This is a genomic window from Paraoerskovia sediminicola (assembly GCF_030296575.1).
Taxonomy (GTDB): Bacteria; Actinomycetota; Actinomycetes; order Actinomycetales; family Cellulomonadaceae; genus Paraoerskovia; species Paraoerskovia sediminicola.
The window spans coordinates 1,309,578-1,335,236 of record NZ_AP027729.1; the positions used below are offsets into that span (position 1 = coordinate 1,309,578).

Consider the following 25,659-nt stretch of genomic DNA (forward strand, 5'->3'; position numbering starts at 1 on the left):
ATGTATCGATGCACCGGATCGCACTGAGGCGATGCCGACGACGAATGATGGAGGCGCAGTGCCGCGCGTAACGATCCAGCAAGTGGCCAAGGCCGCCGGCGTCTCGCCGAGCACCGTCTCCAACCTGCTCAACGGGCGTACCAGCAAGATGGTCCCGGCAACCCGGCAGCGCATCGACCACGCTATCGCCGAGCTCGGCTACCGGCCCAATCGCGCGGCACGCCAGCTCCGCACCGGCCGTACTCAGACGATCGGACTCATCGTCCCGTCGGTCGGCAACCCCTTCTGGGGGTCGTTCGCCCGAGAGCTCGAGGTCGCCGCTCTCGAGATCGGCTGCAACGTCCTGCTGTGCAACAGCGAGCGCAACGCCGAGCGCGAGCGCCGCTACGTCGAGGAGCTCTGGGAGGACGGCGTCCAGGGCATCGTGCTGTGCTCGTCACTGCCCTCGCTGGACCACCTCGCGGACCTCATCGCGCGGGGGCTGCGCCTCGTCACCTTCGACCGGCCCGCGCAGGCCGCGGACCCCGAGTCCGTCGTCTCGATCAGCATCAACAACCACGTCGGCGGGTTCCTCGCGACGTCCCACCTCACAGCGCTGGGGCACGAGCAGGTGGCCTTCGTGTCCGGGTCGCTCGGCTCGCTCAACCGCGTCGGCCGGTTCCGGGGCTACTGCACCGCACTCGAGGAAGCGGGGATCGACCCGGCAGCGATGCCGACGTGGGCCCCCATGGGAGACACGCCCTTCGGCGACTTCGAGGCCGCGCAGGTCGGACGCGAGGCCGCCCGCGAGCTCTTCTCCGGCAACGGCGAGGCACCGACGGGGATCGTCGCCGTCAACGACATGACGGCCCTGGGCTGCTGCCGCGGCCTCCGCGACCTCGGGCTCACCGTCGGGAAGGACGTCTCCGTGGTCGGGTTCGACGACATCGTCCTCGCCGACCTCTACGACCCGCCGCTGACCACGGTCCGCCAGCCCATCGCCCGCATGGCGGCGCTCGCGCTCGCCGAGGCCGTCGAGAGCGAGAACAACCAGGAGCCAGGACGGTCGGTCCTCCTGCGCCCCGAGCTCGTCGTCCGCGCATCGAGCGCGCCGCCCGCCGGCTCGGTGCCCGAGGCCCGGCGAGGAGACGAGGCATTGGAAGGGGACAGCGCTCTGCGCTGACCGTCCGTCCGTCGCACCGTGGCCTGTGGGCGACTCGCGACGTGTCCGTGGCCCACGGCGCGGCGGGGCCGCCCACCGATCCGGACGGACCGGCGGGCGACCCCGCCTGACGAGCTGAGCGTCGAGCTACTGCTCGACGATGCTGAAGGCCTGTGCCGGCCCTCCCGTGCACGCCCACTGCTGGAGCCCGGCGCCGTTCGACGTCGAGACGTCCCGCACGTCGAGGCACTTGCCGCTGTGGCGGGCGACGAACGTGTACGTCCCGTCAGCCTGTTCCGTCGGCATCCACTGCTGGTTCACGCCGCCGGCGTACTCCCAGAGGTGGACGTCGGTGCCGTTGCCAGTGGCACCCGAGCCTCCGGCCACGTCCCACACGAGCGACTCCGCGTGGCGGTTGACGACCTGGTAGTAGCCGTCGCTCGTCGCCCGGAACTGCCACTGCTGGTTGTCCGCGACGGGGGTGTTGCAGCCCCACTGCTGCAGGCGCGCACCGTTCGACGTCGACCAGTCGGCGTCGTCGAGGCACTTGCCGGAGTTCGCGTTGATCACCTGGTACCAGGCGGTCTGGTCGATCGGCCCTCCCGGCTCGGGCGCCTGCGAGGTCCGCACCACGAGCGGTGACGACGCCGCGGACTCGTTGCCGGCCGCATCCCGCGCGGCCACCGTGTAGCTGTACTCGGTGTCGGCGCTCAGGCCGCTGTCACGGAAGCTCGTGCCCGACGGCGTAGCGACCTGGGTCCCGTCGCGTCGCACCACGTAGCCGGTCACCCCGACGTCGTCGCTCGACGCGCTCCACGAGAGGTTCGTACCGCTCGTCGAGGTGCCGGACGCCGTCAGACCCGCAGGCGCCGACGGCGCCTGGGTGTCGGGCGCGTCGGTACGAACCGTCAGCACCGACGACCTCGCGGACTCGTTGCCGGCCGCATCCCGCGCGGCCACCGTGTAGCTGTACTCGGTGTCGGCGCTCAGGCCGCTGTCACGGAAGCTCGTGCCCGACGGCGTAGCGACCTGGGTCCCGTCGCGTCGCACCACGTAGCCGGTCACCCCGACGTCGTCGTTCGACGCGTTCCACGAGAGGTTCGTAGCGCTCGTCGAGGTGCCGGACGCCGTCAGACCCGCAGGCGCCGACGGCGCCTGGGTGTCGCTGGTGCTGCCGCCCGTGGACGGCCAGGTGAGGGTAGCGACCGCGCCGGGGGCGACGGTGTAGCCGACCCGCTTGCCGTTCCAGGAGACGCCGAACGTCTGCGTGCCGCCGCCGACGTTCGTGACGTAGAGCGCGACGGTCCCGTCGGGGTTCTTGAAGGCGACGTTGTGCAGGTCTCCGGCGTTGTTCGACGCGACGCGCACCGCGCCAGGGCTGACGAACTTGCTGAGGTGTCCGAGCGCGTAGTACTCGGCGTTCTTGCTCACCGAGGTGCCGTCGATCGTCAGCACACCCGAGCACATGCCCTTGGGGTCCTCGCCGCACCCGCCGTTGACGGGGCCACCGCTGCTGTCGAGGGCGAGGTTCCAGTTGATCATCGTCTTGGACCAGTTGCGCATCACCCCGACCTCGAGGTTCTTCGCGTGCCACTTGAGGGTGTCCGAGAAGACCCTGGCCGGGGCGTCGTCCGCACCGTGCCATCCGGAGCACTCCGTGAACCAGATCCCCTTGTCCGGGAACTCGTCACGCAGCTCCGTCTGCGCCGAGGATCCCCGAAGTAGCAGTGGTAGCCGGTGCCCGCGATCCACTGTGCGGCGGAGGAGCGGAGCAGGTCGGCGGCGTAGTCGGGCTCGGCAGGCAGCCCGAGGGACGTCGCATCCGCGGCGTCGTCAGGGTGCTGCGCCCAGTTGTGGTCGAACCCGATGATCTGGACGTCGCCGAGACCGGCGTCCTGCAGCATGGGGCCGAGCTCGTTGATGACGGCAGCCTCGTGAGCGACCGGCATGTCCGTGCCGGGGTAAGCGTCAGGCGTGCGGTTCTGCGGCTCGTTCTGCACGGTGAGCGCGTAGACCGGGATCCCCGCGTCCTCGTACGCCTGGACGAACTTCGTCAGGTACAGGGCGTAGGACTCGAAGATCGCCGGGTCGTCGATGAGGCGACCACCGACGATCGAGCCGTTCGCCTTCATCCACGCGGGCTGCCCCCACGGCGACGCGAGCACCTTGAGATCGGGGTTGATCTCCAGCGCCTGCTGCACCAGCGGGATGATCTGGGCTTCGTCGTGGGCGATGCTGAAGCTCGACTGGTCGTAGTCGGTCTCCCCGCGGGGAGGTCGTTGTACGTGTAGTGCGGCCCCTCCACGAAGTCGGACGCACCGATGGGCTGGCGCAGGATGCTCATCCCGATCCCTTCCTCGGGATCGAAGACCGACCTCATGACCTCGTCACGCTGCGCGGCCGGCAGGTCGTAGAGCAGGTGGGCGGACGAGTCGGTGATCGAGGCACCGAACCTGTCGACCGTCTGGAACGTCTGGTCGGAATCGACGGTGATCGTCTGGCCCGGCGTCGCCGCCGTCGAGCTGAACGTCGTGGTCGCCTGCGGTTCGAGCAGCTGGGACCGGTCGGGGTGGTCACCCACGCGGACACGTCCGGGCCCGTCGCCGCTGCCGCCCCGGTCGCGGGGACGACGACGGCGCTCGCCGCGACCATCGCCGTGGCGGCGAGCAAGGTGGCTGATCGCCGGGAGCGGGTGCCGATTCTGGCCCCGAGTCGGGTCGGGCGGGAGGCCCGGCAGGTACAGGTCGATCTGTCGCACATCATCGTGCTCCTTCGTGGTGGATCGGTGAGCCGGAACTCGTCGGTGAGTCCCGTCGTCATCCATCTGCTGCGCCGCGGCGCGGGCCGCGTGCGCAACTGACCGAGTCGTGCTGTAACAACTGAAACATTGTTTCTCAGCGCGACCGGTCCCCACCAAACAATGCGAATCGTGCCCTGTCAAGGCCTCTCGAGGTCTGCGTTCCAGCGAAGCGGCTGGCGGGCGACCGCATGTAACATGCTGAAACAAGGGGCCAAGCGGGACGGGCAAAGGCCTCAGTCGACCGGCGGCAGGTCGCCCGGGATCACCCGCAGCGGCCCCTCGTCCGGCGTCGGCGGTTCGAAGCCGTCGACGTGCGCTGCCGCGATGTCGGGGGTGAGCACCACGTCGTCCGGCCCTGTCGCCCGCCGGGCGGCGACCCGCGCGATCGCCACGTCCCGCGGTGTCTCGACGTACCAGGTCTCGGGCTCGACGCCGAGCGGTCGCAGCAGCTCCCGGTACTCGTCGCGCGTGGAGCGTGCCCAGAACGAGTAGTCGAGGACTACGTCGCGCCCGCGGGCGACGAGGTCGAGGAGACGGGCCCGCAGGACGGCGTCCACGTCGTCGGCCACCGCCGGCGCGACCGGCTGCTCGCGGATGCCCCGGGCCCAGACCTCGACGTCGACGGAGAGCCGCACCCAGCCGTCGGCCTCGAGCCCTCGCGCGACCACGGACTTGCCCGACCCGGAGGGCCCGCACATCATCACCACGCGTGCCATGGACCAACGCTAGCCGCACGGGTCCGGAGTCGGCGGTGGACGGCGCACGGGTCGTATCGTCGCTGGCATGACCGCCGAGACCTCGACCTCCCCGACCGAGCCCGTGGACCCTGCCGTGCGCGCCCGAGTCCGGGCGCTGCTCGCCGACCACCCCGTGTGGGACGGCCACAACGACCTCCCCTGGGCGGCGCGCAAACTGGTCGCGTACGACCTCGACGGGCGCGGAGCGCACGGCAGCAGCGGCGGGAGCAGTGGCGGCCTCGACCTCGCCGCCGGCACCGGCGACCGCACGCACACCGACCTCCCGCGGCTGCGGGCGGGCGGCGTCGGGGCCCAGTTCTGGTCCGTGTACGTCCCGGCCCAGCTCTCCGGTACACGCGGTACCGGCGGCACCGCGGTGACCGCGACCCTCGAGCAGATCGACTTCGTGAAGAACCTCGTCGCCCGTTTCCCCGACGACCTCGCGCTCGCCCTGACTGCGGACGACGTCGAGGCGGCCTGGGCGAGCGGGCGCATCGCGAGCCTCATGGGCGCCGAGGGCGGCCACTCCATCGACTGCTCGCTCGGCGCCCTGCGGTCGCTGTACGAGCTCGGTGTCCGCTATATGACGCTCACGCACAACGACAACGTGCCGTGGGCGGACTCGGCGACCGATGCGCCGTCCGACCACGGCGGGCTCTCCGCCTTCGGGCGCGAGGTCGTGCGCGAGATGAACCGGCTCGGGATGCTCGTGGACCTGTCCCACGTGTCGGCCGGGACGATGCGGGCGGCGCTCGACATCACCGAGGCGCCGGTGATCTTCTCCCACAGCTCGGCCCGCGCCGTGTGCGACGTCCCGCGGGACGTGCCCGACGACGTCCTGTCGCGCCTGCCCGAGAACGGCGGTGTGTGCATGGTGACGTTCGTCCCGAAGTTCGTGACGCCCGCCGTCGCCGAGTGGAACACGGAGGCCGCGAGCGCCGCCGCACGGGAGGGCGTCGCGTCGACGGACGTGGGCCGGTTCCAGGAGTTCCTGGCCGGCTGGGTGCCCGAGCACCCGTCCCCGGCGACCACGCTGTCGGACGTCGTCGCGCACGTCGAGCACGTCCGGGAGGTCGCGGGAATCGACCACGTCGGTCTCGGCGGCGACTACGACGGTGCGAGCGGGTTCGCGCCGGGGCTCGAGGACGTCTCGGGCTACCCGAACCTGCTCGTGGCGCTCGCCGAGCGCGGCTGGTCGGACGAGGACCTCGGGAAGCTGGCGAGCGGGAACGTGCTGCGGGTGCTGCGCGAGGCCGAGGAGGTGGCTCGGCGCGTCGCCGCGGAGCGAGGGCCGAGCGTCCGGACGTTCGCGGACCTCGACGGGTCGCCGAGTTCCGCTCCCGAGTAGCGTCGGTCCCCGGACCGTGGTGCGATCACAACCCGGCCTCTGTCGGACCTGACCAGTGTGTTCGCGGTCCTGCGGATGCTCCCGCCGACGCGAAGGACGCCCGCCCGCGATGATCGAGTTCCGCTCGGTGACCAAGAAGTTCCCCGACGGCACGGTGGCCGTCGACGACTTCAGCCTGACCATGCCGTCGCACGAGACGACCGTGCTCGTCGGGTCGTCCGGCTGCGGCAAGACGACGATCCTGCGGATGATCAACCGGATGGTCGAGCCGACCTCCGGGCAGATCCTCATCGACGACGTGGACGTCTCCGGTCAGGACAAGGTCGGCCTGCGGCGCAGCATCGGCTACGTGCTGCAGGCCGCGGGCCTCCTGCCGCACCGCCGGGTCGTCGACAACGTCGCGACCGTCCCGATGCTCAACGGCACCCCCAAGAAGGACGCCCGCGAGGCCGCGCTCGGCCTGCTCGACAAGGTGGGCCTCGACCGCTCGCTGGGCGCGCGCTACCCACGCCAGCTCTCCGGGGGTCAGCAGCAGCGCGTCGGCGTCGCCCGCGCCCTGGCCAGCGACCCGAACATCCTGCTCATGGACGAGCCGTTCGGCGCCGTCGACCCGATCGTGCGTGCCGACCTCCAGGCCGAGCTCACCAGGCTCCAGAAGGAGCTCGGCAAGACGATCGTGTTCGTGACCCACGACATCGACGAGGCGTTCGCGCTCGCCGACCAGGTGGTGATCTTCCGCAAGGGCGGCAGGATCGCGCAGCAGGGCACCCCGGCGGAGATCCTCGCGAACCCGGCCGACGAGTTCGTGGAGACCTTCATCGGGGCCGACCGCGGACGGCGGCGGCTGCGGGTCCGGGACAGCACCGAGGACGGCGGGCCCGCAGGCGGTCCCCAGGTGCTCGTCGACGGCGACGGTCGCGTCGCCGGCGTGCTCGACGAGCGCGGGCCCACACGATGAGCTGGGCGCTCGACAACCTCGACCTGGTCTGGGAGCTGACGCTCCACCACATCAGGCTGTCGATCGTGCCGATCGTGCTCGCGTTCGTGCTCGCGATCCCCCTCGGCTGGATCGCCAACCGCAACAAGACGTCGCGCGCGATCGTCGTGACCACGGGCAGCCTGCTCTACACGATCCCCTCGCTCCCCCTCTTCGTGATCCTGCCGGTGATCATCGGCACCCGGGTGCTCGACGAGACGAACCTCGTCGTGGCGCTCCTGATCTACGGCGTCGCCCTGATGATGCGCTCAGCGACCGACGCTCTCGGCTCGGTCGACGCGACGGTGCTCCAGGCCGCCGACGCCATGGGCTACTCCGCCTGGGCCCGGTTCTGGCGCGTCGAGCTCCCGCTCGCCGGCCCGGTGCTGCTGGCGGGTATCCGCGTCGTGTCGGTGAGCACGATCGCCCTGGTGTCCGTGGGCATCATCATCGGCTCGCGCAACCTCGGCTACCTGTTCCAGGACGGCAAGCAGCGCGACATCCTCGCCGAGGTGGGCACGGGGATCGTGGCGAGCCTCCTCATCGCCCTCGTCTTCGACCTGATCATCGTGCTCCTCGGCCGTCTCACTCTCCCCTGGACCAGGTCCGACGCGAAGCGGTCCGGCTCACGCGGGTCGAGCTCACAAGGGTCGGACGACGAAGCCCTCCGCGAGGACCCGGTCGTCGCCACGTACGGGGAGCAGCAGCGATGAACTTCGTCCTCGACGCGCTCCGGTACATCTTCGACCCCGCGAGCTGGGCCGCGGGTGCCACGAGCCCGCTCCCCCTCGGTGACCGGCTGGTCGAGCACCTCGAGTACACGGCGATCTCCGCGGGCGCCGCGGCCCTGATCGCCCTGCCGCTCGGCTTCTACATCGGCCACACGGGACGCTGGAGACAGACCGTCATCGGCGTCACGGGCGCGATGCGCGCGCTGCCGGCGCTCGGCGTGCTCTTCTTCATCACCATGGTGGCGGGCTACCAGCTCCCGTTCCTCGTGGCGGCGACCGTCGGCTCCCTGATCGCCCTGACCCTGCTCGCGATCCCGTCGATCCTCGCGGGTGCCTACTCGGGCCTGGAGTCGGTCGACCGGCAGACGATCGACGCGGCGCGGGCCAACGGCATGACCGAGATGCAGATCCTGTTCCGCGTCGAGATCCCGCTGGCCCTGCCGCTGATCATCGGCGGCCTGCGCGCCGCCGTCCTGCAGGTGATCGCGACGGCGACCATCGCCTCGTTCGCGGGGCTCGGCGGGCTGGGACGCGTCATCACGTCCGGCATCGCGCTCAACGACTTCACCGTGATCCTCGCGGGAGCCCTGCTGGTGACCGCGCTCGCGCTGGTCGTGGACGGGCTGTTCGCGATCGTCCAGAAGCTCACCGCCACCCGGTTCGAGGCGGGGGCACGATCCGGCGCCGATGCATCCGTGGCGGCGGTCGGTCCGGAATAGACCCGGCAGCACAGACCTTTCAAGCACACACTCATCCAACCGAGAGGGACACCGTGTTCACCACCCTGAGGAACCGCCGCCTCGCGGCGACCGCTGTCGGCGCGTCGGCGATCCTGGCCCTGGCGGCATGCTCGAACGCCGACCCGACCGGACCGGCACCCGAGGAGGGCGACGGCGGCGAGACGAGCGCGTCGTCCGAGACCGTGGTCGTCGGGTCGTTCGCGTTCCCCGAGAGCCAGATCCTCGGCGAGATATACGCCCAGGCGCTCACCGAGGCAGGCCTGGACGTCGAGACGAAGTTCAACATCGGCCCCCGCCAGCAGACCATCCCGGCGCTGCAGGACGGCTCGATCAACCTCATGCCCGAGTACAACGGCAACCTGCTGGCGTACTACGACACCGAGTACGAGGAGCGCACCACCGAGGACGTCGACGCCGCGCTGGTCGACGCCGTCGCGGCCGACGACCTCCAGGTGCTCGACTCGGCAGAGGCCGAGGACAAGGACGCGTACGTCGTCACCCAGGAGACCGCTGACGAGAACGGGCTGACGGCGATCGGTGACCTGTCCGCCCTCGTGCCGTTCAAGCTCGGCGCCAACCCGCAGTTCGCGGAGCTCGGCTACGGGGTCCCGGGCCTCAAGGACACGTACGGCGTCGGGGAGAACGCGGGTGACGTCGAGTTCGTCCCGATCGAGGACTTCGGTGGGCCCGACACGGTCGCGGCCCTCGTGGACGACACGGTCCAGGTGGCCGACATCTACACGACGTCGCCGGCGATCAAGAACGAGGGCCTCGTCGTGCTCGAGGACCCGGAGAACCTCATCTCGTCGCAGAACATCATCCCGCTCCTCGCGTCGAGCGTGTACTCCGAGGACCTGGAGTCGACGCTGAACGCGATCTCCGCCGAGCTGACGACCGACGACCTGATCGCGCTGCGCGACCGGGTCGAGGGCGACGAGAAGGCGACCGCCACGCAGGCGGCGACCGACTGGCTCACCGAGAAGGGCATGCTGGGCTGACGACCGGCTCCGCGGACTGACCCCGCCGAGATCACCCGCAGCGGGCCCTCGTCGGCGGACGGCGGCTCGAACCCGTCCACACGGGCGGCGGTCTCGGGGGTCAGCACCACGTCGTCCCATCCCTGGTCCACGAGGTCGAGCACCTTCGTCGGTGCCGCGGCGCGGTGCCCGGCTCGCGGTCTTCACGTATATACTTCAGGCATATACATGAGGAGCGAAGATGAGAACCACAGTGTTTCTCAACAACCGCACGCAGGCGGTGCGCCTGCCCAAGGCGCTCGCCCTGCCCGACGGCACCCGCGAGGTCAACGTCCGCGCGGTCGGCCGCTCGCGCGTGATCGAGCCGGTCGGTTCGTCGTGGGACGGCTGGTTCGAGCACGGCCCGTTCGCCGCCGACGACTTTCTCGTCGACCGCGACCAGGGCGTCGCCGAAGAGCGCGCGGCTCTGTGACGACGCTCTACCTGCTCGACACCAACATCCTCATCGCGCTCCTGCGCAGACGCGCCGATGCGGCCCGTCCGAGGCTCCGCGCGGCCGAGGGACGCATCGCGGTCTCGACGATCAGCGAGGCAGAGCTGGACTACGGGATCGAGCGCTCCCGGCACGCCGAGCAGAACCGTCAGGCGGTCGACGAGCTGCTGAGCCTTGTGGAGGTCGTACCGTTCGACTCGACCGCAGCGATGCATGCCGGCCGGGTCCGTGCGGTCCTCGCCGACCGGGGAGAGCCGATCGGGCCGTACGACACGCTCCTCGCCGGTCACGCACGGTCGCTCGGCCTGGTCATGGTGACGAACAACGTCCGGGAGTTCTCGCGAGTGCCAGGACTCGAAGTCGAGGACTGGCTCAGCTGCTGATCCGCCCCTGCCCCTCGTCGGACGGCGGCGCGTCCGACACGTCGGCCACCGTCGCTCCGTAGGCGGCGAGCAGGGCGTCGCCGTCGACGCGGGCACCCGTCCCGCGCACCCCGGAGCCGAGCATCACGACCCGGCCCGCGAGGCGCTCGTCCGCCACCACGGGCCAGCCACCCTGGGCGCCGAGCGGGGTGATCGTGCCGCTCTCGTACCCGGTGGCCGCGAGCGCCACGTCCGCGGCGGGCTTGTGGAGGCGGTTGACGCCGACGACGGTGCGCAGCCGCTTCCAGGAGAGGACCCGGTCGATCGGCACGAGGGCGAGCAGGTACTCGCCGTCGCGGACCCGGACCACGAGCGTCTTGACGCCGAGCCACGCGTCGGCTTCGCCGGTGCTCGTGCCGGGGCCGGGCACCGCAGAGCCGCGCAACGCGGCGATATCGACGAGCTCGACCTCGAGGCCGCGCGCGGCGGCGTCCGCGAGCGCACGGTCAGGGCGGTGGGGCTCCTCGGGCTGCCCGGGCAGGTCGTCGGTGCTCATGGACTGCACCCTAGGACGCGACGCCTGGCCACCACCCCTCGGGGCGGCGGCCAGGCCGGAGCGACCCCGGTCAGAAGGGCAGCGGCCCATGGTCGGGCGGGACGATGAGGATCCCGACGACCCTGAGGTCCTGGTCGACCGCCACCCGCCCGAGCAGCGTGCCGGCCTCGCAGACGAGGGTGGTCGCACCCACCGCGATGCCGAGGAGGGGCTCCTCGTCCTCCACGACGGTGCCGTCGGGCGTCTCCACGCGCGTCCCCTCGCACCTCTCGAGCGCTCCCACCTCGGTGAGGACGCGGTGCCACGTCTCCGCGACGACCTCCTGCGGCAGCTCCTCGGCGGTCCGTGGGTGCATGAGTCCCTCGAGCCGGTCGAGGTCGCCGCTCGCCGCGCACCGGAAGACCTCCTCGGTGATCGCCCCGACGTCGCCCGTGCGGCGGGCGGTGATCTGCTCTCCTGTTGCCGGGTCCACCGGCTTGCCGAACCTCTTGTACGCCGCCTGCTTGCTCATGCCCAGGGCCTCCCCGATCTCGGACCACGTCCGGCCCTGGGCGCGCGCGTCGTGCACCGCGTCCGCGAGCCGCTGTCGCGCCGCGTCGAGCCCCTGCTGCGCCTGCTGGATCTCGTCCATGCAGCGAGTCAACCATCGGTTGACGCTCGTCGTCAACCGATGGTTGACGCCCGCGTCCAGGTCCGTCAGCCGTCGACCAGGCCCATGTGCATCTCGCCGTAGCGATCGCCGTGCACGCCGATACGAGTGAGCAGCGCCGCGAGGTCCGCGAGGTCGTCGGCCGACAGCGGTACCGCCGTCGAGGCGGCGTTCTCCTCGACGCGCTCGATCCGCCGCGTGCCGGGGATCGGGACGATCCACGGCTGCTGCGCGAGGAGCCACGCGAGGGCGACCTGGCCCGGCGTCACGCCCTTCGCGTCGGCGAGGGCGCGGACGTGGTCGACGATCGCCTGGTTGGCCGAGCGGTTCTGCTCGCTAAACCTCGGGATCGTCGAGCGGATGTCGCCGTCGGCGAACGTCGTGCTCGGGTCGACCTTCCCGGTGAGGAACCCCTTGCCGAGCGGGCTGAACGGGACGAACCCGATGCCGAGCTCCGCGAGCGTCGGCAGCACCTCGCGCTCGGGGTCCCGGGTCCAGAGCGAGTACTCGCTCTGGACGGCGGTGACGGGGTGGACGGCGTGGGCGCGGCGGATCGTGGCCGCCGAAGCCTCCGAGAGGCCGAAGTGGGCCACCTTGCCCTCGGCGACGAGCTCGCCGACCGTGCCCGCGACGTCCTCGATCGGCACGTCGGGGTCGACGCGGTGCTGGTAGAAGAGGTCGATACGGTCGGTGCGCAGACGCCGCAGCGAGGCTTCCGCGACCTCCCGGATGTGCTCCGGTCGGCTGTCGAGGCCCCCGTCGTCGGACTCCGTGTCGAAGCCGAACTTCGTGGCCAGCACGACCTGGTCGCGGACGGGCTCCAACGCCTCGCCGACGAGCTCCTCGTTGACGAACGGGCCGTACGCCTCGGCGGTGTCGATCAGGGTCACGCCCCGCTCGACCGCGCCCCGCATCACGCCGATCATGTCGTTGCGGTCGCCCGGGTTCGGCCCGTAGGACTGGGTCATCCCCATCGCCCCGAAGCCGATCGCCGAGACCTCGAGCCCTTGGCCGAGCGTGCGCGTGTGCATGTCGTCTCCTCCGTGTGAACCAGGCCCGTTGCCTGTGGACCACCGTAGGCCTCGGAGCACCGGTCAGGCAGACCCTGGCAGTACCCGGCCGGCGGGCGGGCTGACGAGCTGCCCTGCGACCGGACCGACCGACCGCAGGCCCGGCGCTACAGCAGCTCCGTCAGCTCCGCGCTCGCCGCCGCCCGCACCGCCTCGCGTGCGTCCTCGGCGGTGCGCGCGCCGCGCGCGGCCTCCGCGAGCGCCCGGCACTCGTCGAGCCTGTGCAGCCCGAGGGCGACGCGCACCGCGGGGACCTTGCTCGGCGCCATCGACAGGCTCGCGACGCCGAGGCCCACGAGGACGAGCGCGAGCAGCGGGTCGCCCGCGGCCTCGCCGCACACCCCGATCGGGCGGTCCACCTGCTCGGCGCCACCGCAGGCCGCGGCGACGACGTCGAGGACGGCGGGCTGCCACGGGTCGAGCAGGTCCGAGAGCGCACCTTCCATGCGGTCGGCCGCCATCGTGTACTGCGCGAGGTCGTTGGTGCCGAGGCTGCCGAAGTCGACCTCGGCGAGCACGTGCGCCGAGCGCAGCGCGGCGGCCGGTACCTCGATCATGACGCCCGCCTTCGGGAGACCGTGGGCGCGGACCCGCTCGGCGAACCACGCCGCCTCGTCGGCCGTCGCGACCATCGGCGCCATGACGCGCACGTCGGCGCCGGTGTCGCGGGCGGCGACGGCGAGCGCCTCGAGCTGCGCGTCGAGCAGGGCGGGGCGCGCCTCGCAGAGCCGCAGGCCGCGGCGTCCGAGGGCGGGGTTCTCCTCCGGACCGAGGTCGGCGAAGGCGAGCGGCTTGTCGGCGCCCGCGTCGAGGGTCCGCACGACCACGCGCCGGTCCCCGAACGGGGCGAGCACCCGACGGTAGATCTCGGCCTGCTCGTCGACCGTGGGCTCACGGTCGGCCGACAGGAAGACGAACTCGGTGCGGAACAGCCCGACTCCCTCGACGTCCTGCGCACCGGCCCGTTCGGCGTCGTCGACGCCACCGATGTTCGCGAGCAGCGCGACCGGGTGGCCGTCGCGGGTCGCACCGGGGCCGGACGACGCCCCGAACGCCTGGGCCCGTCGCTCGCGCCGGGCGTCCTGCTCGGCGAGCAGCGCCTCGTCGGGGTCGAGGGTCACGGACCCGCTGTCGCCGTCGAGGGCCACGCGGGTCCCGGCCGGGATCGCGGTGGCGTCCGGGAGCTGCACGACGGCCGGGATGCCCATCTGCGCGGCGAGGATCGCGGTGTGGCTGGTGCGCCCGCCGGCCTGGGTGATGATCCCGACGACGAGGGCCCGGTCGAGGGTCGCGGTCTCGGCGGGGGCGAGGTCGTCGGCGACGACGACGCTCGGCACGTCGAACGACGGCACGCCCGGCGCGGGCACGCCCAGCACCGCGGCCACGGCCCGGGATCCCACGTCGCGCAGGTCGGTGACCCGCTCCGCGAAGTAGCCGCCGAGGGCGGTGAACTTCTCGGCGAACTCGTCGACCGCCGCGGCGATCGCGGTCGCCGGCCCGCGACCTGCCGCGACATGAGCCACGGAGGCCTTGATCAGAGCCTTGTCCTTGGCCATGAGGGCGGTCGCCTTGAGGATCTGGCGCGCCTCCTCCGGTGCGTGCTCGGCCCGCGCCGTCAGGTCGGCGACGACCGACGCGAAGGCCGCACGGACGTCGTCCGACACCGCCTCGACGTCGCCGGGGGCGGGCTCGTCGGCCGGCGGCCGGACCGGGGGCGCGACCTGCACCACCGGCCCGACCGCCGTGCCGGGGCTGACCCCGACCCCGACCCGGGTCTCGCTCGCGCCCACGGGACTCGTCTCGCTCGCCTCGGTCATCGGGATCACCCGTCTCATTCCGCGTCGAGGTCGCGCGCCAGGAGCGCGGCGAGCTCGTCGAGCGCCGCGTCGGCGCCCTCCCCTCGGCCTCGAGGACGACCTCCTCGCCGTGCTTGGCGCCGAGGGCCATCACGCCGAGGATGCTCGTGGCGTCGACCATCTCCTCCCCCGGGCGGCCGATCTCGATGTCGAGGCCGGTGGCCTCGGCGGCCTCGATGAACAGCGAGGCGGGGCGGGCGTGCAGGCCGACGGTCGACCCGATGGTGGCGGTGCGCTGTGCCATGGTGCTTCTCCTTCGGAGCAGGTGCTGCAGGGTTTCGTGGTCGTGGGTGGTCTTTGGTGCCCGGTCAGGCCGCGACCGTCAGGCCGCGACCTTCTCTGTGGCCTGTTCCTGCGCGGCGACCGAGGACCGGTCGCGGGACTTGAGCGCGACGACGATCGTCGCGGTCACGAGCACGCCGGCCGCGAGGGCGACGACGAAGAGCAGGAAGTTCCCGATGAGCGGGAGCACCCAGATGCCGCCGTGCGGTGCGCGGAGGGTGGTGCCGAACGCCATCGCGAGGGCACCCGTGACGGACGAGCCGATGACCGACGAGACGATGATGCGGATCGGGTCGGCCGCGGCGAACGGGATCGCGCCCTCGGAGATGAACGACGCGCCGAGCAGCCAGGCTGCCTTGCCGTTCTCGCGCTCGACGGGCGTGAAGAGCTTGGGGCGTACCGTCGTGGCGAGCGCGAGGGCGAGCGGGGCGACCATGCCGCCGGCCATGACGGCCGCCATGATCTTGAGCTGCGGGGCGTCGGTCGCGGCGCCCGCGGCGGCGAGGCCGGTGGTCGCGAACGTGTAGGCCACCTTGTTGACGGGGCCACCGAGGTCGAAGCCCATCATCGCGCCGAGCACGGCGCCCAGGACGATCGCGCTGCCACCGTTGAGGCTGTCGAGACCGCTGGACAGGCCGTCCGCGAGCGCCACGATCGGCCGGCCGAGGACGGTGATGAACAGCCCGGCGGTGATGAACGTGGACAGCAGGGGGATCACGACGACGGGCATGACGCCGCGCACGCCCTTGTGGACCTTCCAGCGCGAGACCCACAGCGCGGTGAACCCGCCGAGGAACCCGGTGGCGAGGCCGCCGATGAACCCGGCGCCCATCGAGACGGCGATCGAGCCGCCGACGATGCCCGGCACCAGGCCGGGGCGGTCGGCGATCGCGAACGCGATGAACCCCGACAGGATCGGCACGAGGAACCCGAACGACGCGCCACCCATGACGAACAGGAGGGCAGCCCACGAGGTCAGGCTGGTCACGTCGAAGTTCTGCGTGATGTCGTACTGCCCCTCGGCGCCGATCCCGTACTGCGTGATCTCGATGGCGCCCTCCTCACCGAGGGCGATCTGCGCGAGCATGAAGGAGATCGCGATGAGGATCCCCCGGCCGCGACGAACGGGATCATGTACGAGACACCGGTCATCAGCCACTGACGGATCTTCGTGCCGACCCCCGCGCCCTTCTCGACCTTCGAGGTCAGGCCGCCGGACGCCGCGGGGGCGGGTCCGGCCTTCTCGGCGAGCGAGGGGTCCTTCTCCCAGGCGGCGGCCAGCTCGACGGCGCGGTCCACGAGCCCCGGGCCGTCCGAGATCGCCTTCTTCACGCCGACGTCGATCGTCGGCTTGCCGGCGAACCGGCCCTTGTCCTTGACCTCGAGGTCGTGGGCGAAGATCACGGCGTCCGCGGCGGCGATGACGTCGGCAGCGAGCGGGGTCGAGCCCGCCGAGCCCTGCGTCTCGACCGCGATCGTGTGGCCGGCGTCCGCGGCGGCGCGCTCGAGCGACTCGGCAGCCATGTACGTGTGGGCGATCCCGGTGGGGCACGACGTGACGCCGACGAGCTTGAGGCTGCGCTCGGTGTCTGCGCCAGCGCCCGCGTCCTGCGTGGCGCCGTCCCGGGTGTCGGACGACGGAGCGTCGGCCGCGTGGGCGGGTGCGCCGGTGGGAGCCGCGGCGGTGCCGGCGGGGGTGGCAGGGGTGGCCGGCGGGTCGAGCCGCACCTGGGCGCTGACGATCTCGACGACCTCGGCCTCGGTCGTGGCCTCGGCGAGCGCCTGCTTGAACTCCTTCTTCATGAGCGCCCGGGCGAGCTTGGGCAACATCTGCATGTGCGCGTCGCCGCCGCCCTCGGGGGCGGCGATGAGGAAGATCAGGGACGCGGGGCCGTCCTTGGCGCCGAAGTCCACGCCGTCGTCCGACCGCCCGAACACGAGCGACGGCTCGGTGATCGCGGCGCTGCGGGCGTGGGGGATCCCGATGCCGCCGGGGAGCCCGGTGGCGGTCTTGGCCTCGCGGGCGCGGACGTCGGCGACGAACGCGTCGAGGTCCGTGCAGCGCCCGGTGGCGACCAGCCGCTCCGCGAGCGTGCTGATCGCGGCGCTGCGATCCGTGCCGGTCAGGTCGAGGACGACCTGTCCTTCGGTGATGAGGGACATGGCGGTTCCTTTCGGTTCAGCGGCCGAGGCGGCGGCCGAGGGTGGGCGAGGTGTCCACGTCGACGGCCACGTCGGCGAGGTCCTGCGGGGTGGGGACGGAGCTTCCTGGGAGGGCGACGGCGGCCGAGCCCGAGCGGACGGCGGCGGCGAGGGCGGCGGACTGGTCGAGACCCGCGGCGAGGGCGTCGAGGAGGCCGGCGAGCATGCAGTCGCCGGCGCCGACGGTGGAGACCGGGGCGGAGACGTGGGCGCGGGCGTGGACCGTGGTCTCGGCGTCGACGAGGAGCGCGCCGTCGCCGCCGAGGCTGACGGCGACGGTCTCGATGCCGGCATCGACCAGGCGCAGGGCCTCGTCGCGCACGTCCCCGAGGGTCGCGAGCTCGCGACCCGCGAGCTCCTCGAGCTCCTCGTGGTTCGGCTTGACGAGGTGCGGGCGAGCGGCGAGCGCCGCCGCCATCGAGGGTCCGGACGAGTCGACGGCCACGCGGGCGCCGACGGCGCGGCCGGCCTCGACGAGCGACGCGTAGAGGCCGACGGGCGCGCCGGGCGGCAGGCTGCCGCAGCCGACGATCCATCCCGTCCCGGCGAACTCGGCGAGCGTGGCGTCGAGGAGGGTGGCGACGTCGTCCGGCAGCAGGCGGGGGCCCGCCTCGTTGATCTTGGTCGTGGTGCCGTCGACGTCGAGGACGCTGATGTTGGTGCGGACGCTCCCCGCGATCGGGACACCGCGCGATGCCACCCCGGCCTCGTCGAGGAGCTGGACCAGCAGGCGGCCCTCGGGGCCGCCGACCGGGAGCACCGCGACCGTCGCGGAGCCGCGGGCAGCGAGCGCGCGGGAGACGTTGACGCCCTTGCCGCCCGGGTCGACGTGGGTGCTCGACGCGCGGTGCACCTCGCCGCGGCGCAGGCGGTCGACGACCACCGCCCGGTCGACGGACGGGTTGGGGGTCAGGGTGACGATCATGCGGTCACGACCTCGGGTCCGGCGGCCCGCAGCTCCTGCGCGACGTCGTCCGGCAGGTCGGTGTCGGTGACGACGACGTCGACGCCGCCGATCTCGGCGAACCGGTGGAAGTGGTCGTCGCCGGCCTTGCTGGAGTCGGTGGCCACGACGACGCGACGGGCTGCGGAAACCATCGCGCGCTTGGCCTCGGCCTCGGCCTGGTCCGGGGTCGTCAGGCCGCGGCGGGCGGAGATGCCGTTGGTGCCGAGGACGGCGACGTCGACCACGACGTCCGCGAGCGCCGCTGCCGTCCACTCCCCCACGGCGGCCCCGGTCACGCCGCGGACGCGGCCGCCGAGCAGGTACAGCGAGACGTCGGTTCGGGCGAGGAGCTGGGCGGCGGCGGGTACGGAGTTGGTCACGACGGTCAGGCCGCGGTCGGGCGGCAGGAGCTCGACGACCGCGAGGGTCGTGGACCCGGAGTCGAGGAGGACGGTCGACCCGGCCGGGATCTCGTCGAGGACCCGGGCAGCGATGCGGCGCTTGACGTCGGTGAGGCGCCCGGACCGGGTGGCGAGCGTGGGCTCGGGGTCGAGGCGCTCGACGGGGATCGCGCCGCCGTGGACGCGGCGCAGCGAGCCGCGCTCCTCGAGCACCGTCAGGTCGCGGCGCACGGTCTCGGTGGTCACGCCGAGGTCCTCGGCGAGCGCGGTGACCTCGACCCGACCGGCGCTGCGCGCCCGGCTGAGGATCGTCTGCTGTCGCTCCGCTGCGTACATGGGGTGGGACTCCCTCGTCCTGTGCGTCGTTCTCGGGCCCATCGGCGGGCCCGTTTCATCAAGAGAACCACACGTTCAGAGCTGAGTCAACAGAAACACAGATTTGTTTCTGTTGTTTTGGGCCTGGGGTCACGGGCGGACAGCGGCGCCGGGCACCCTGGGTGCGGCCCACCCGGAGTTCTCTAGGCTCGGTGGTGTGAAACCAGCACCGCCTCGCACCCTCGCCGCAGCGGGCACCGCCCTCCTGCTCCTGAGCGCGACCGCCTGCACGGGTCCGGAGGACGCGGCCGACGGCGCGGCGGCCGATCCGGGGCAGACCTCCGGCACGCAGACCGGCACGCAGACCGACACGGACGGCTCCGGCGAGGAGTCAGGGCCGGAGCCGCTCGAAGAGCTCACACCCGTCGAGGTCTGCGAGGGCTACATCGGCCGGTTCCACGCGGACGACCTGGTGCAGCAGGTCGGCACGCTCGCCGCTGCGGGCCCGTCCGCGGACCCCGACGAGGTGGCCGCGATCCACGCCGAGCTCGAGCCGCTCGCCGCCCAGGCCGAGAGCGCCGGCGACGAGGACATCGCCACGGGGCTCGCGGACACGCTCGACCCGTTCACCCGGTACCTCGAGGAGGTCGAGGGCGGCACGCAGTCACCGGGCCTCGACACCGCGCAGATCCAGGCCGCGGCACCCGGGATCCTGACGGCATGCTCGGACGCGGGGTACGTCGTCGGGCCGTGAGCGGTCGGGACGTCGTCAGGGGACGCGGAACGTGACGGTCCGCACCGGGTTGTCGAACTCGGTGGTCCGCAACGAGACCTGGACGCGCCACTCGCCCGAGGTCGGGAGCACGACCTCCCCCGCGTAGACGCCCGGTCCCAGCGAGGCGATCTCCACCTCGCCGAGGTCGATCTCGTCCGTCGACAGGCTCAGCCGGGGGCGCCGTAGCCCTCGGTCGGCTCCCCGGCGTCGTCGACCATCGCGATGGTCAGCGTGTTCGGCCCCACCGCGAGCGGCTCCAGTGTGAGCTCCGCCGAGATGTCCCCCAGCCGGACGTCCTCCGTGACGCCGGCGCCCGACGCGACGCCCGCGGCCCCGTCGACCTCGGGGCTCCGGTCCACGAGGACGCCGGTGACGAGCAGCACCGCGACGAGCACCCCCGCCTCCGCGCGCGTCGAACGGAGCAGCAGCGCAGCGACGCGCCGACGGTCCTTGCTCCGGGAGGCCTCGCCCAGGCGCGGCAGCAGCGAGTAGCGGTTCCACCCGGCGATCGCCACCGCCACGAGCGCCACCAGGACCTTCACCAGCAGGACGACCCCGTACCCGGAGTCCACCAGGGCGTCCCAGGTGCCGGCGATCCGCCACGCGAGGACCGACCCGGCGACCACCAGGACCGCCAGGGCGCCCGCCGCGCACGTGGAGAAGCGCGCCAGCACGACGCCACCGAGGTCTCCGCGCGCGAGCTCCCCCAGCACCGTGCCGATCGCGACGAGCCCACCCAGCCAGACGGCGCCCGCCACCAGGTGCAGCACGTCGACACCCATGACCAGCGCCTCGGGCGAGGTGGCTCGCGTGTGGCCCGTGAACGCCGGTGCGGCGAGCGCCACGAGAGCGCCCGCGAGCACCAGGGCCGCGCGCGCACGGCCGGGCGCCGACCGCGCCGGGAGCGCGCCGACCAGCAGACCGAGGCCCAGGGTCACCCCGGCCGGGACCGCGTACTCGGCGGGCGCGAGCGCCGTCCACGTCGACCACTCGGTCAACGCGGACGCGGGCAGGCCGAGCTGGTAGAGCGCGATCATCGGGACCGCCGACCACCACGCGAGCACGGCGACGACCGCCGCCACCCGGACGACCGGACGGAGGCGGGCGCGGGAGGTGTCGGCACCGACGTCCCGCGGGAGGAACAGCACGGAGAAGACCGCGGCGCCAGCGGCCACGAGCAGCCCCAGGTAGCCGATCGCACGGACCGCAACGAGCAGCAGGGGCGCGTCGGTGTCGGCGTCCGCGCCCGTCGTCGACACGTCCACGACCGCGCTCGGTGCACCCACCGCGAAGCTCAGCGAGCCGCCGATCGGGTGGCCGTCCTCGGAGACGAGGCGCCACAGGACGACGAGGGTCCCGTCGGGCACCTCTCCGTCGATGTCGACGAAGAGCCGTGACGCGTCGACGGACGCCGACGACGCGATCTCCGCGCCGGTCGCGTCGAAGACCTTGATGCCCGCCGGTACCCCGATCACGGACTCGTCGAACGTGAACGTGACGCGCTCCGGGGCGGTCTCGAGCACCGCGCCCTCGGCGGGGTCGGTGCTCAGGAGGTTCGCGTGCGCGGCTGCGCTGCCTGCCGAGCCGAGGACGAGCCCCACGGCGACCGCCAGGAGCAGGACCGAGCGCACGAAGACCGAGCGAACGAAGACCGAGCGCACGCCGACGTGCCCCGCGAGCGTTCGCGTCACCTGCGCCTCACCGGCCCGTCACCCGCGCAGGCGGCGGCGCAGCAGCACCGCGCCGCCCACGAGGCCGCCGGCGGCGAGCGTGCCGGCCGCGGCATAGGTGACCGGGTGTCCGCTGTCGTCGCTCGCGGTGGTCTCGGCACCGTCGGCACCCTCGGTGCTGTCGGACGACGCGCCCGGGCTCTCGACGTCGGCCGCGACCGCGGTCTCCGTGGCGGCCGCGTCGTCCGCGTCGTCCGCGTCAGCGGTCTCGGCCGCCTCGTGCGTGTCCGTGCCCGACTCCGAGTCCGGGTCCGCAGCCGTCACGACCACGAACGGCGCAGGTCGGTCGAGCTGGTCCTCGCCGCCGTCGTGGTCGGAGACCTCGGTCCACGCGGCCTGGCCGACCTCGCACTCCTGGACGACGGGGAAGACGAGCGTCGCACCGACCTCGTCGGGCAGGCGCACGGAGAACTCGATCTCGTCGTGCTCCCCGTCGGTGAGCGGCTCGTCGGCCGTGTACCTGAGTCCGTCCTCGGTCTGCTGCACCGACCACCGACCGACGTCCGACGCGGTCACGTCCGTGACCTCGGCCGGGACGCGGACCGCCACCTGGGTCGTCGGGGACCCGTCGCACCCGTGCGGGACCTCGAGGGTCAGGACGGCCGTGGAGCCCGCGCCCGTCGTGGACGCGGTGATGGTGACGTGGGCGGACGCCGCGGTCGCCCCGAGGGCGACCAGGACCGCAGCGGCGGCCCCCGTCAGGGTCGTGCGCCGGACGAACGTCGTGCGTCTCATGTCTGCTCCCGAGCCGGGGGTGGTTCGCACCACCACATCAGCCTGTCGAATGTGTGTCAAGAGTATGAACTGTAGTCACGATGATGGACGGCGACGCGCGGCGGCGGTACCGTGGTTCACGTCACCGAATCTAGGTCGCAGCCATGAACACCTGTCGTGGGCGTACGCGACCGCCAATGGAGGAGAGTCATGCCCAACATCACCGTCGAGCTTCTGCGTGGCCGTACCGTCGAACAGCGCCGCGACTTCGCCAAGGCCGTCGCCGACCACGCCGTGGCGATCCTCGGAGCCCGCCGCCAGGACGTCCGCATGGTGTTCAGCGAGATCACCCCGGACATCGTCGCCAACGGCGGCGTCCTGGCCAGCGAGGACGACAGCCGTGCCGGCGTCGTCGCCTCCCTGGCCGACGACGCCTGAGCGGCACTCGAGCCGCACGCAGACGAGCGCCCCGCGGCCGGAGGACTGATCCTCCGGCCGCGGGGCGCTCTCGCGTGTCACCCGATCGGGACCGTCACCCTGGTCTCGGCCGCCAGGGCGAGGTCGCTGCCGAGGTACGACGCCGTCAGCGTCAGCTCCTTGCCCTTGGGCCTGGGAGCCTCGAACACCGCTCGCCCGTCGTCGACGGCGCCGGTGAGCGTCCGGCCCTCGATGGTGACCTCGACCTCCCCGGTCACCGGGACGTCGTCCGACGCCGTGAGCGACACCTCGACCACGACCGTCTTGCCCGGGGCCTTCGTGGCCGAGATCTCCATCGTCGGCACCACCTTCTCCACGACCACCCGCACCGTCGACGACGACGCACGATGGTCGTCGTCACCCACGTAGCGGACCTTGAGGTCGTGCACCCCGGGCTGCAGCGAGCCCGCAGGCAGCACGAGCGTCCCGCGGCCGTCGGCGATCACGGTCGTGGCGACGGTCGTGCCGCTGTCGCGCAGCTTGACCTTCCCCGTGGCGGTGGCGGGCGAGACCGCCACCGAGACCGTCCCGGCCTTCCCGTACGTGATGGGCAGGGCGACCCCGACCACCGCCGTCTGGGCCCGCGACTTCACCGTCACGGTCACCGTCGCGCGCTTCGAACGGTCCTGCCCGTCGTCGGCGCGATAGGTGAAGACGTCCTTCCCGGAGAACCCGGGATCGGAGACGTAGGTGAACGACCCGTCGGACTCGAGCGTCACCGTGCCGTTGGCCGGCTGCACGACCCCGGTCGCCGTCAGGACGTTCCCGTCGGCATCGGTGTCGTTGGCGAGGACACCGGGCGCCGGCAGCACCAGCGGCTCCCCGTCGACGGCGTCGTACGCGTCGTCGGCGGCCACCGGGGCGGTGTTGACGGGCGGCTGCTCGCCGTCCTCCACCGTGATCGTCACGGTCGTGGGGTCCGAGGTCGCTGCCCCGTCCGACACGACGTACGTGAAGGTGTCCGCACCGGAGAACCCGGCATCGGGGGTGTAGGTGAACGACCCGTCGGACTCCAGGGACACCGTCCCGTTCGCGGGCTGGGTGACCCCGCTCGCGGTGAGGTCGTCCCCGTCGACGTCCGTGTCGTTGGCGAGCACGCCAGGTGCCTCCACCGTCAGCGGCTCGTCCTCGACGGTCCCGTAGGCGTCGGCCGCCCCCACCGGGGCCGCGTTCTGCGGCGGCCCCTCGTGGAGCTCGGCGACCTGCTCGGCGGTCAGCTCGTAGCCGAACATCCGGAAGTCGTCGACCTCCCCGTCCCAGCGACCGTCGGGCCAGCTCGTCCCGCCGATCAGGTTCGTCGTCGTCCGGCCGCCGACACCGATGTCGCCGATGTCGAGGGTGAAGTCCGAACGCGTCGCCTGGAGCTCCCCGTCGAAGTAGATCTTCCCGACCGACCCGCTCTGGGTGAACACCACGTGGGTCCAGTCGTCGAGGGGCAGATCGTTGCCCTCGCCGAGGACCAGCCGTTCCTGAGCGCTGCCGGGCGTGCCGGGAGCCTTGAACGTCGCCGCGAAGCCGGTCGGCCCCCGGTCTGGGTGTTGGACTGCAGCAGGAAGAACGTGTCCGTGCTGCTGCCGATCTGCACCAGCGGGACCCAGGCCGGCAACGCGTCCGGCCGCGCCCACACCGAGACGCTGAACTGGTCGTCCATGCCCGCCTCGATGTCGTCCGGGAGGACGATCTGGTTCCCGGTCGCGGCGGCTCCACCAGGGAGGTCCACCGCGGACCCGAACCGGCCGTCCTCGCTCCAGCCCGCCGCGCCCGTCAGCGTGGCGTCACCGATCGAGCCGTCGAGCCCGGTGTTCGCCGCGGTCGTCCCCTCACCCTCGTCGAAGGTGTAGTGGATCGGCGTGCCCTCGCCCGGCGGCGGCCGCTCGACCGAGTGCTCCACGACCTGCGCGGAGTCCCGCCACCCGTCGGCCGCGAGGAACCGGACCTCGACCTCGTGGTCACCCGGTGACAGGGGGACGTCGTCGAACTGCACTGCGCCGTCCGTCACGTCGACCTGGCCGCCGACGCGAGCGCCGTCGACCCAGAGCTCCGCGACGCCCGACGGCGCCTGGTCGGCCTCGTCGACGACCTCGGCCGTGACCACGACCGGCTCACCGAACGGCGACGGGGACGACGGCTCGACCGTGACCGTGGTGGTCGTGGCGAGTGCGGTCCCGTCGGCGTACAGCGAGGCGATGTCGGCGTCACCGAGCGTGCTGGTGTAGAGGCGGACGTCGTCCATCAGCCCGTCGAAGGACGGGTCCGGGAAGCCGTTGCGCCCCAGCCAGTTGTTCGACGTCGGCCCCACGTCGCCCATGTCGATCGTCAGGTCGTCACGGGACGCCACCGGCTCACCGTTGAGGTAGAGCGTGCCGGTCGCACCCTCCCGGGTGAACGCGACGTGGTTCCACTCGTCGGCCACGACGTCCTGCGTCGGGGTCGCGTAGACCCGCTCCTGCTCGGCGCTGCCCTTGGCCTTGAACGTGGCCGCGAGACCGGTGCCGCCGGGTGCGGCGCCCGTCTGCATCTGGATCTGGAAGAAGCTGCCCTCCCCTCGAGCCCGTCACCGATGTGGAACATGCCGATCCAGTCGGCCTTGGTGTCAGGACGCACCCAGAACGAGGTGGTGAAGCTCTCCTCGCCCAGCAGCAGGTCGTCCGGGAGGTCCACCGCGTTGGCGTTGGTCCCGCCCGAGAGGTCGAGCGCACCGCCGAGCACGCCGGCGTCGCTCCACCCGGTCTCCCCCGTCAGGGTGGCGTCCCCGACGGAGGTGTCCGTCCCGGAGTTCACCGCGACGGTCCCGTCGCCCTCGTCGAGCTCGTAGTGGACCGGGACGTCCGAGACGCCGGGGTCCGAGCCGACGATCACCAGGTCGTCGACCATGACGCCCGCACCCGAGTCCCCGGCGCTCAGCGTCAGGTCCTGCGAACGGCCGCCGGCGACGAAGGTGCCGACGTAGGTCCCGAACTCGTCCTGGGAGGACAGGTCCTGGCCAGCGGTCAGGGTCGTCGACAGGTCACCGACGGTCAGGTCCGCGGTACCCGGAGCGGTGCCGTCGGAGCGGCTGTCACGGGCGTAGCGCAGCGAGAGCCGGTACTCACGGCCGGGGTCGAGGCCGTCGACCGTGCGGGTCAGGCTGCCCTCGGAGCCGACACCGAGGTGGTACCCGGTGCTGCCGAGGCCACCCTGGCCCGGTCCTGCGGCCCGCACGAGCTGGACCGCGTCGTCGATCTCCCACGGCGACATCCGGCCCGCGTCCGCCGCGACGTCCACGACGGCCGGCGGGTTGGCGGAGCGCCACTCGGCGGGCAGCCGGGGGTACTCGAACTGGTCGACCAGGTGCGGGGCGCGGGCGTCCATCTCCACCGTCGGGTCGATGTGGACGATGTC

General features: G+C 72.4%; 25 protein-coding genes and 3 pseudogenes. 11 read left to right on the forward strand and 17 right to left on the reverse strand.

All coding sequences use genetic code 11. The features are described 5' to 3' along the window. Positions 1 to 82 precede the first annotated feature (82 nt). Positions 83 to 1,162, forward strand: a complete 1,080-nt coding sequence (locus QUE47_RS06225; protein WP_286219041.1) for a LacI family DNA-binding transcriptional regulator — start codon at positions 83 to 85, stop codon at positions 1,160 to 1,162. Positions 1,163 to 1,288: 126 nt separating this feature from the next. Here the strand turns inward: QUE47_RS06225 and QUE47_RS06230 are convergent, their stop codons facing one another. The 3 genes from QUE47_RS06230 to QUE47_RS06240 are packed head-to-tail and all read right to left on the reverse strand — an operon-like array spanning position 1,289 to position 3,722. After that, on the reverse strand, positions 1,289 to 2,704 hold the full coding sequence (locus QUE47_RS06230; protein WP_286219042.1) for an RICIN domain-containing protein: 1,416 nt from the start codon (positions 2,702 to 2,704) through the stop codon (positions 1,289 to 1,291). Beyond that, the gene (locus QUE47_RS06235) at positions 2,704 to 3,342 is read right to left on the reverse strand and encodes a glycoside hydrolase (RefSeq protein ID WP_286219043.1); all 639 of its coding nucleotides are present in this window, start codon (positions 3,340 to 3,342) and stop codon (positions 2,704 to 2,706) included. The genes QUE47_RS06230 and QUE47_RS06235 overlap by 1 nt, the downstream gene beginning before the upstream one ends. Then, positions 3,270 to 3,722, reverse strand: a complete 453-nt coding sequence (locus tag QUE47_RS06240; protein WP_286219044.1) for a glycoside hydrolase — start codon at positions 3,720 to 3,722, stop codon at positions 3,270 to 3,272. The genes QUE47_RS06235 and QUE47_RS06240 overlap by 73 nt, the downstream gene beginning before the upstream one ends. On the opposite strand from QUE47_RS06240, the gene QUE47_RS06245 reads away from it, so the two are divergent. Beyond that, on the forward strand, positions 3,711 to 4,001 hold the full coding sequence (locus QUE47_RS06245; RefSeq protein ID WP_286219045.1) for a hypothetical protein: 291 nt from the start codon (positions 3,711 to 3,713) through the stop codon (positions 3,999 to 4,001). The two genes, QUE47_RS06240 and QUE47_RS06245, sit on opposite strands and share 12 nt — an antisense overlap. Before the next feature lie 173 nt (positions 4,002 to 4,174). On the opposite strand, the gene QUE47_RS06250 is transcribed toward QUE47_RS06245, so the two are convergent. Further along, positions 4,175 to 4,657, reverse strand: coding sequence for a P-loop nucleotide/nucleoside kinase family protein (locus QUE47_RS06250; RefSeq protein WP_286219046.1), 483 nt, complete (start codon positions 4,655 to 4,657; stop codon positions 4,175 to 4,177). A gap of 67 nt (positions 4,658 to 4,724) precedes the next feature. Between QUE47_RS06250 and QUE47_RS06255 the strand changes: the two genes are divergently transcribed. The 7 genes from QUE47_RS06255 to vapC all read left to right on the forward strand — a co-directional run bounded on the left by QUE47_RS06255 (position 4,725) and on the right by vapC (position 10,326). After that, entirely contained in the window at positions 4,725 to 6,026 is a 1,302-nt protein-coding gene (locus QUE47_RS06255; RefSeq protein WP_286219047.1) for a dipeptidase, read from the forward strand. Between the two features lie 109 nt (positions 6,027 to 6,135). Further along, entirely contained in the window at positions 6,136 to 6,984 is an 849-nt protein-coding gene (locus QUE47_RS06260; RefSeq protein WP_286219048.1) for an ABC transporter ATP-binding protein, read from the forward strand. Continuing rightward, positions 6,981 to 7,715 (forward strand): ABC transporter permease, encoded by a 735-nt coding sequence (locus QUE47_RS06265; RefSeq protein WP_286219049.1) that lies wholly within the window; start codon positions 6,981 to 6,983, stop codon positions 7,713 to 7,715. Before QUE47_RS06260 ends, QUE47_RS06265 begins: the two co-directional genes overlap by 4 nt. Further along, positions 7,712 to 8,452: an ABC transporter permease gene (locus QUE47_RS06270; protein WP_286219050.1), complete on the forward strand. Its 741-nt coding sequence runs from the start codon at positions 7,712 to 7,714 to the stop codon at positions 8,450 to 8,452. Before QUE47_RS06265 ends, QUE47_RS06270 begins: the two co-directional genes overlap by 4 nt. Positions 8,453 to 8,505: 53 nt before the next feature. Then, positions 8,506 to 9,471, forward strand: a complete 966-nt coding sequence (locus QUE47_RS06275) for an ABC transporter substrate-binding protein (protein ID WP_286219051.1) — start codon at positions 8,506 to 8,508, stop codon at positions 9,469 to 9,471. 220 nt (positions 9,472 to 9,691) lie between these two features. Further along, positions 9,692 to 9,922, forward strand: a complete 231-nt coding sequence (gene vapB / locus QUE47_RS06280) for a type II toxin-antitoxin system VapB family antitoxin (RefSeq protein ID WP_286219052.1) — start codon at positions 9,692 to 9,694, stop codon at positions 9,920 to 9,922. After that, a complete protein-coding gene (gene vapC, locus QUE47_RS06285; RefSeq protein ID WP_286219053.1) occupies positions 9,919 to 10,326 on the forward strand; it encodes a type II toxin-antitoxin system tRNA(fMet)-specific endonuclease VapC in 408 nt (135 codons plus the stop codon). The genes vapB and vapC overlap by 4 nt, the downstream gene beginning before the upstream one ends. Here vapC and QUE47_RS06290 read toward each other — a convergent pair. From QUE47_RS06290 to QUE47_RS06325, 8 genes and pseudogenes are all read right to left on the reverse strand, one after another. Beyond that, complete coding sequence (locus tag QUE47_RS06290; protein WP_286219054.1) at positions 10,316 to 10,861, reverse strand: aminoacyl-tRNA deacylase; 546 nt, start codon at positions 10,859 to 10,861, stop codon at positions 10,316 to 10,318. The two genes, vapC and QUE47_RS06290, sit on opposite strands and share 11 nt — an antisense overlap. 70 nt (positions 10,862 to 10,931) lie before the next feature. Next, the gene (locus tag QUE47_RS06295; RefSeq protein ID WP_286219055.1) at positions 10,932 to 11,492 is read right to left on the reverse strand and encodes a hypothetical protein; all 561 of its coding nucleotides are present in this window, start codon (positions 11,490 to 11,492) and stop codon (positions 10,932 to 10,934) included. Positions 11,493 to 11,557: 65 nt separating this feature from the next. Then, positions 11,558 to 12,541, reverse strand: coding sequence for an aldo/keto reductase (locus QUE47_RS06300; RefSeq protein ID WP_286219056.1), 984 nt, complete (start codon positions 12,539 to 12,541; stop codon positions 11,558 to 11,560). Positions 12,542 to 12,687: 146 nt separating this feature from the next. Next, entirely contained in the window at positions 12,688 to 14,397 is a 1,710-nt protein-coding gene (ptsP, locus tag QUE47_RS06305; RefSeq protein WP_286219057.1) for a phosphoenolpyruvate--protein phosphotransferase, read from the reverse strand. A 136-nt stretch (positions 14,398 to 14,533) separates the two neighbouring features. Continuing rightward, positions 14,534 to 14,680: pseudogene (locus QUE47_RS17140) on the reverse strand (HPr family phosphocarrier protein); the annotation flags it as partial. A gap of 78 nt (positions 14,681 to 14,758) precedes the next feature. Then, positions 14,759 to 16,881, reverse strand: a pseudogene (locus QUE47_RS17145) (PTS fructose transporter subunit IIABC). Between the two features lie 16 nt (positions 16,882 to 16,897). Further along, the gene (gene pfkB, locus QUE47_RS06320; RefSeq protein WP_286219058.1) at positions 16,898 to 17,845 is read right to left on the reverse strand and encodes a 1-phosphofructokinase; all 948 of its coding nucleotides are present in this window, start codon (positions 17,843 to 17,845) and stop codon (positions 16,898 to 16,900) included. After that, entirely contained in the window at positions 17,842 to 18,603 is a 762-nt protein-coding gene (locus QUE47_RS06325) for a DeoR/GlpR family DNA-binding transcription regulator (protein ID WP_286219059.1), read from the reverse strand. The genes pfkB and QUE47_RS06325 overlap by 4 nt, the downstream gene beginning before the upstream one ends. A 196-nt stretch (positions 18,604 to 18,799) precedes the next feature. Here QUE47_RS06325 and QUE47_RS06330 point away from each other — a divergent pair, with 196 nt between their 5' ends. Beyond that, positions 18,800 to 19,336 carry a hypothetical protein gene (locus QUE47_RS06330; RefSeq protein WP_286219060.1) on the forward strand — a complete coding sequence of 179 codons (537 nt, stop codon included), beginning with the start codon at positions 18,800 to 18,802 and terminating at the stop codon, positions 19,334 to 19,336. A gap of 15 nt (positions 19,337 to 19,351) precedes the next feature. Here the strand turns inward: QUE47_RS06330 and QUE47_RS06335 are convergent, their stop codons facing one another. The 3 genes from QUE47_RS06335 to QUE47_RS06345 are packed head-to-tail and all read right to left on the reverse strand — an operon-like array spanning position 19,352 to position 21,822. After that, positions 19,352 to 19,492: a hypothetical protein gene (locus tag QUE47_RS06335; RefSeq protein WP_286219061.1), complete on the reverse strand. Its 141-nt coding sequence runs from the start codon at positions 19,490 to 19,492 to the stop codon at positions 19,352 to 19,354. A gap of 32 nt (positions 19,493 to 19,524) precedes the next feature. Continuing rightward, positions 19,525 to 21,048 carry a copper resistance CopC/CopD family protein gene (locus QUE47_RS06340; RefSeq protein WP_286219062.1) on the reverse strand — a complete coding sequence of 508 codons (1,524 nt, stop codon included), beginning with the start codon at positions 21,046 to 21,048 and terminating at the stop codon, positions 19,525 to 19,527. A gap of 18 nt (positions 21,049 to 21,066) precedes the next feature. After that, positions 21,067 to 21,822 carry a YcnI family protein gene (locus QUE47_RS06345; RefSeq protein WP_286219063.1) on the reverse strand — a complete coding sequence of 252 codons (756 nt, stop codon included), beginning with the start codon at positions 21,820 to 21,822 and terminating at the stop codon, positions 21,067 to 21,069. Between the two features lie 189 nt (positions 21,823 to 22,011). On the opposite strand from QUE47_RS06345, the gene QUE47_RS06350 reads away from it, so the two are divergent. Beyond that, positions 22,012 to 22,239, forward strand: coding sequence for a tautomerase family protein (locus tag QUE47_RS06350; RefSeq protein ID WP_286219064.1), 228 nt, complete (start codon positions 22,012 to 22,014; stop codon positions 22,237 to 22,239). Positions 22,240 to 22,316: 77 nt separating this feature from the next. Here QUE47_RS06350 and QUE47_RS06355 read toward each other — a convergent pair whose 3' ends face one another. After that, the gene (locus QUE47_RS06355) at positions 22,317 to 23,690 is read right to left on the reverse strand and encodes a cadherin-like domain-containing protein (protein WP_286219065.1); all 1,374 of its coding nucleotides are present in this window, start codon (positions 23,688 to 23,690) and stop codon (positions 22,317 to 22,319) included. Between the two features lie 830 nt (positions 23,691 to 24,520). Further along, positions 24,521 to 24,796 (reverse strand): annotated as a pseudogene (locus QUE47_RS06360) (LamG-like jellyroll fold domain-containing protein); the annotation flags it as partial. Positions 24,797 to 25,659: the final 863 nt, after the last annotated feature.